Below are 4,537 nucleotides of genomic sequence, written 5' to 3'. Positions count from 1 at the left end.
GGAAGGCCAGGTGCTGCCTCGCTCGGACGCGCTGTGGGCGACGATCGAAGGGCCGTTCCGGGCGGCGGTACAAGGCGGTGGAAACGTCGCGCCGGTCATGGACACGCTGCGCGACCAGTTCACTTCCCACCGCGAGGCCGTCGTGAAGCTCGTCGAGATGTCGACGACCTTCCTCGCCGACAAGGAAGCCGAGGCGTCCGCGAGCGAACGCTCACTCGGACGCGTTTCCCTGCTGGCCGGGCTCTTCACCCTGCTCAGCTGCGTGGTCGGCGCCGGGCTGGTCTGGATCAGGGCGCTCGTGCCGCTCGACCGGATGTCGGGCTACATGCTCAGGCTCGCCGAGGGCGACTACTCCACCGAAGCGCCCTATGCAGGGCGTAAGGACGAGATCGGCGACATGGCCGGCAGTCTCGCCGTCTTCAGGCAGGCCGGGCTCGACAACATCCGGCTGGCGGAAGACAGCCGCCTCGCTCAGCAGTGGACGGAACAGGAGCGCGCTTCGAGGCTTGCCGAGCGGGAGATGGAAGCGGCCAGTCTCGCACGTGTCGTCGAGGACCTCGGCGCGGGTCTCGGGCGGCTGGCCGACTGCAACATCCGGCTGACGATCGATGCGCCCTTCGCCGAGCAGTTCGAGCCGCTGCGGCGCGACTTCAACAATTCGATCGGCCTGTTCCAGTCGGTTCTCGAACAGGTGATGGAAAAGACCCGGGCGCTGCATGCAGGCGGGGCGGAGATGCACGCGTCGGCGGAGGGCCTCGCGCAGCGCACCCAGCAGCAGGCGGCCGCCCTCGAACAGGCATCCGCGGCGCTGGAGCAGATCACGGCCACCGTCCGTTCGTCCTCCGAGAAGATCCGGCAGACGCGCGCCCAGGCAAGCGACGCCCGCGACGCTGCGCTCGCCTCGCAGAAGGTGGTGCACAATGCGGTGGAAGCGATGCACCGCATCGAGGCCGGATCGCAGAAGATCGCGACGGTCGTCTCCGTCATCGACGAGATCGCGTTCCAGACCAACCTGCTGGCGCTCAACGCCGGCGTGGAGGCTGCACGCGCCGGCGAAGCGGGCAGGGGCTTCGCCGTGGTCGCCCAGGAGGTGCGCGAACTCGCGCAGCGCTCCGCGCTTGCCGCAAAAGAGATCGGCGAGATCATCCGCAAGTCGACGACGGAGGTCGACGCGGGTGTGCAGTTCGTGGGCGCGACGGGCGAAGCGCTGACGCAGATCACCGGCTACGTCACCACCATCGACGCCAACGTGAACGAGATCGACCGCGCGGCGGGCGAGCAGACCACCGGTCTGGAGCAGATCAACCTCTCCGTGAACGAGCTGGACCGGATGACCCAGCAGAACGCGGGAATGGTCGAGGAAACGACCTCCGTCTCCGCGATGCTCGCCGAGAACGCCAGGGTCCTGTCGGAGCTCGTCGGCCGGTTCAAGCTGAACCGTCGCAGGCAGATCCGCGACGGAGCACCCGCGGCGAGCGCAGGATCGGCGCGCAGGGCGGCTTAGTATCCAACCGCGCCGTGCGCTCCTCGGGAAGACCCTGCAGCGCACGGAAAGGCAGGGCGTCAAACCGTTCTTCGGTATTTCCTCACGGTCTTCCAGGCAGGAAAGGCTCTCTCGAGGTCAGGGCCGCGCATCGTTGATCGGCCTGCGCTGCCTGTGATCGAGCTGTGGATGCCAGGGTCGCAGAGTGTTCGAGGACGAGCCAAAGCCGTATCGCCCGGATGCGCCAGCCGCGTTCCGCAACCCATCAGTTTTGATTTCGCGCCGGCCTGACCGGTCCGACATTGCTTTGGTTCGACTTCCTCGCAGAGACTCATGATCGTCACTGACATGCCTGTCGAGCGGCTGAACCCCTATGTAATTCACCGCAACAACACTGCGGCCATCGATGCGGTGAAGGCATCGATGGCCGAGTTCGGGTCTCGCCGTCCGTCGGACCGCATCCGGAGGACGTCGTTGATCATCGGGCCACCCAAGCGGCCTAATCCATCCGGACGACGCACGCCGCAGATTTCGGGCTTCATCTGTCCGGGCCGATTGATAGAGTTGAAATGCGCTGCGGTGTTGAGGCGGCGGGAGGACGTGCATGGGACGCCTGGAGGGCAAGGTCGCGTTCGTCACCGGTGCGAGCCAGGGCATCGGCGAGGCGGCGGCGCGCAGGATGGCCGGGGAAGGCGCGAGGGTCGTGCTTGCGGCGCGACGTCGCGCCGAAAGCGAAGCCATCGTCGCCGACATCGAGGCGGCCGGCGACTCCGCGATGTTCGCCGAATGCGACGTCACGGAACCGGACAGCGTCGAACGCGCCTTCGCGGAAGCGATCGCGCGATATGGAAAGCTCGACATCCTGTTCAACAATGCGGGCGGATCGAGCCCGCGCGACGGACCGCTGACGGTTGCTCCACTCGACGAGTTCTGGCGCACCATCAAGCTCGACCTCTACGGGACGTGGCTTTGCAGCCGCGCCGCGATCCCGCTGATGCAGAAGGCGGGCGGCGGCTCGATCGTCAATATCGCCTCGATCATGGGCGAGATGGGCGTGCCCAACCGCGATGCCTATACCGCAGCCAAGGGCGGCGTGATCGCCCTGACGCGCTCGATGGCGGTCGAGTTCGCCAGGGACAACATCCGCGTCAACGTGGTCATTCCGGGGGCCGTCTCCACCGAACGCGTCCTCGAGTTCTTCCGACGCGAGCCGCACCTGAAAAAGCAGTTCGACGCCTATCTCCTCGGCATGGCCGAACCGATCGACGTGGCCAACGCCGTGCTGTTCCTCGCCTCAGATGAATCGAAACGGACGACAGGGCAAAAACTGCCGGTCGACAGCGGCATCCTCATTTCCTGAGCGCCAGATGGAAATTCTCAGCCAGATTCTCGCTCGCAACGTTCGGCTCGTGCCCGATCGCGCCTTCATCGTCACCGAGACCGAAACCGTCACCTACCGCGAATTCGCGGCACGCACGGCGCGGCTGGCGAACGCGCTTGCGGCGAGGGGCGTTGCGAAAGGCGATCGCGTCGGGCTCTACCTGCCTTCGACGCCGCTGATGGCGACCGCCTTTTGGGCCTGCCAGCGGCTGGGCGCGATCCCCGCGCCGCTTTCGGCCATGTTTCGCCACGCGGAACTGCGCAAGATCGTCGAGCGGACCCAGTTGAAGGCGATGATCGCGGATGCCGCGACCTGGCCCTACTTCTCCGAGATCAGGGGCGAGTTCCCGGCGCTTGAAACTTGTCTCGTCGCCGGTGGGACGGGAAGCGGCGGCTCGCTGGATGACGCGATGGCGGATGCATCCGCTGATTTCCACGATATCGCCTGTGACTTCCACGATGTCGCCTCGCTGTTCTTCACGTCCGGCACTACCGGCACGCCGAAGGGCACCGCGCAGACCCACTTCAGCGTGACTTCCACGCTGCGCGACATGATGGTCTCGCACCGCGCGCGCTTCGGGCAGGAGGTCTATCTCTGCGCCGTGCCGCTGTTCACCAATTTCGGGCTGACGGTGACGCTCAATCTCTGTCTCTACATCGGTGGGACCATCGTGCTGCACGAGCGCTGGGACACGGAACGCGTGATGGCCGACATCAAACGCTACAAGGCAACATATTTCGGAGGCACGCCGACCATGTATGTCTACATGGTCAACGACCACGACGCCGCTCGCCACGACCTGTCGTCGCTCAGGCTCTGCATCACCGGCGGTTCGCCGGTGCCCCAGCCAGTGATCAGGCGTTTCGAGGAACTGTCGGGCGTGAAGGTCGCGCAAGTCTATGGCGCGACCGAAACCTGCGGCCAGAATGTCATGGAGCCGACGGCCGGCATCCGCAAGTCGGGTTCTGCCGGCCTGCCGGTGGGCTCCTCGCGCATCGCGATCGTCGGCGACGACGGCGGCGAACTGCCGCGCGGCGAGGTCGGCGAAGTAATCATCGGCGGCGACTGCGTGGCGCAGGGCTACTGGGGCGATGCCGAGGCCACGGCCGCTGCCTTCGTCCCACTCGGCTGGAAGTCGGGCGATCTCGGACTCCTCGACGAGGACGGCTTCCTGTTCATCGTCGACCGCAAGAAGGACGTCATCATCGCCGGCGGCCACAACATCTATCCGCTGGAGGTGGAGAGCGTGCTCTACCGCCACCCCGCGGTCGGAATGTGCGCCGTGGTCGGCGCGCCCGACCCGGAGAAGGGGGAGATCCCGGTCGCCGTCGTCGTCCTGCATCCCAATGCTTCGGCGACCGCGGACGAGTTGCGCGCGTGGTGCCGCTCGGAGCTCGCCGCCTACAAGGCACCGCGGCGGGTCGAGATCATCGACGTCATGCCCGTCGAGGCGGCCAAGATCAGGAAACGCGATCTTGTCGAGGCGCTGAAGGGTGAGGGGCTGGACAAGTACCGGCGGGGGTAACGGTAGGGCTATCGCATTTGGCCGATTATTGATCTGGCGAAGGCGTCGGACCACCCTGCTCGCTTTCGTTTTCGGCTGATGGCGAGTTCGGGTCTGGCGGTTCGCAGGAGGTTGAGGGTCAGTCGGCGTAGGATTGCGAGGTTCTCCG

3 protein-coding genes and 1 pseudogene are annotated in these 4,537 nt (G+C 66.1%); 3 read left to right on the top strand and 1 reads right to left on the bottom strand.

Going from position 1 to position 4,537, the window contains the following annotated elements; all coding sequences use genetic code 11:
• From N1F91_RS30720 to N1F91_RS30710, 3 genes are all read left to right on the top strand, one after another.
• Nucleotides 1-1,504 (top strand): methyl-accepting chemotaxis protein (locus N1F91_RS30720; protein ID WP_289997713.1); only part of this gene is annotated, 1,504 nt, incomplete at its 5' end.
• 583 nt (nt 1,505-2,087) lie between these two features.
• On the top strand, nt 2,088-2,843 hold the full coding sequence (locus tag N1F91_RS30715) for an SDR family oxidoreductase (RefSeq protein ID WP_289997712.1): 756 nt from the start codon (nt 2,088-2,090) through the stop codon (nt 2,841-2,843).
• Nucleotides 2,844-2,850: 7 nt separating this feature from the next.
• Nucleotides 2,851-4,389: an AMP-binding protein gene (locus tag N1F91_RS30710; protein WP_289997711.1), complete on the top strand. Its 1,539-nt coding sequence runs from the start codon at nt 2,851-2,853 to the stop codon at nt 4,387-4,389.
• A gap of 8 nt (nt 4,390-4,397) precedes the next feature.
• Here the strand turns inward: N1F91_RS30710 and N1F91_RS30705 are convergent.
• Nucleotides 4,398-4,537, bottom strand: a pseudogene (locus tag N1F91_RS30705) (ISAs1 family transposase); the annotation flags it as partial.

Source organism: Aquibium sp. ELW1220, assembly GCF_030398385.1.
In the GTDB taxonomy this organism is placed as follows: domain Bacteria; phylum Pseudomonadota; class Alphaproteobacteria; order Rhizobiales; family Rhizobiaceae; genus Aquibium.
The sequence above is the reverse complement of the archived record's forward strand: the minus strand, read 5'-3'. Positions and strand labels throughout refer to the sequence as shown.